1 protein-coding gene and 1 pseudogene are annotated in these 999 nt (G+C 58.7%); one reads left to right on the top strand and one right to left on the bottom strand.

Going from position 1 to position 999, the window contains the following annotated elements; all coding sequences use genetic code 11:
- Nucleotides 1-255: pseudogene (locus EXE44_RS17085) on the bottom strand (histidine kinase); the annotation flags it as partial.
- A 271-nt stretch (nucleotides 256-526) separates the two neighbouring features.
- Between EXE44_RS17085 and EXE44_RS17090 the strand changes: the two are divergent.
- Nucleotides 527-886: a helix-turn-helix domain-containing protein gene (locus tag EXE44_RS17090; protein ID WP_092923483.1), complete on the top strand. Its 360-nt coding sequence runs from the start codon at nucleotides 527-529 to the stop codon at nucleotides 884-886.
- The last annotated feature ends 113 nt before the right edge of the window (nucleotides 887-999 follow it).

The raw sequence follows: 999 nt of genomic DNA on the forward strand, positions 1-999 counted from the left end.
GGCGCCGCCGAGGAACCAGCCGAGGACGGTCCGGGTGTACGTCCGGTCTCGGGCGCTGACGGTGAGGTTGATCCCGTACAGGACGACGCCGAATCCGACCGCTAACACCAGTACCGCGCTCATCTCCATCGCGAACCCCCGCTCTGTCACCAACAGGTCGGCGACCGTCCCCCGCGTCAGCGCGAACGCGACGACCGCTATCACGACGCCCTCGAATTTAAATGCGAGACGGTCGTTCGGAGACGGCCGGTCCATACGTTCGATTACTGTCCGTTTGTAAAGAGTTGTACTGGTTGTGTGACTCGACCGCGCTACCTCGTGAGGAGTCGATTCGATCAGGACGGCCGTGCTGTCTGCGTCGATTTCGAGTTCGGATATAGTTACTTATAGTAACCCGATATGAATAGGTAATTTATAACCTCGCGCGAACGGAGGGGTAACCGGGTTACCTGTCGGTATGTCAGGTTTCGTTTTTTCACCTACTTACCAAACGTATCTTTATTTTCGTGGCGACCGTGGACCCGGTATGAGTACCGATTCCGAACCGTTAGAGGTGTGGTGTGCGGGCAGCGAGTGGTGTCCGATCACGACGACCGCGACGCTGATCGGTAAGAAGTGGCATCCCGTCGTCATTCACCGACTCTTGGAGAATGGACCGCTGGGATTCAACGCGCTCAAAGAGGAGGTAGACGGGATCTCAGGGAAGGTCCAGTCGGACGTCCTCGAAGATCTCGAGGAACACGGGTTCATCGACCGGACCGTCGTCAGCGAGAAGCCGTTCCGCGTGGAGTATTCTCTGACGGACCGCGGGCGGTCGCTCGAACCCGTGATCATCGCCATGCGCGACTGGGGGCGAGAACACCTCTCCGCTCCGGAAGACCAGTGAACGACTCGAACGAGTCGGTTATGAACGTGATTTCAGTCCTTCCGAAGGACGCGATCCCGAGCATCGACGACCCGACCTTCGGCGACGAGTACTTCGGTGAGCCCGACGACGAG

The organism is Halorubrum sp. SS7 (assembly GCF_005435055.1).
GTDB classification, from domain to species: Archaea; Halobacteriota; Halobacteria; order Halobacteriales; family Haloferacaceae; genus Halorubrum; species Halorubrum salinarum.

Excerpts from the sequence above, each read along its gene's own strand:
- EXE44_RS17090 (WP_092923483.1), top strand. The coding sequence starts at position 527 with ATGAGTACCGATTCCGAACCGTTAGAGGTGTGGTGTGCGGGCAGCGAG.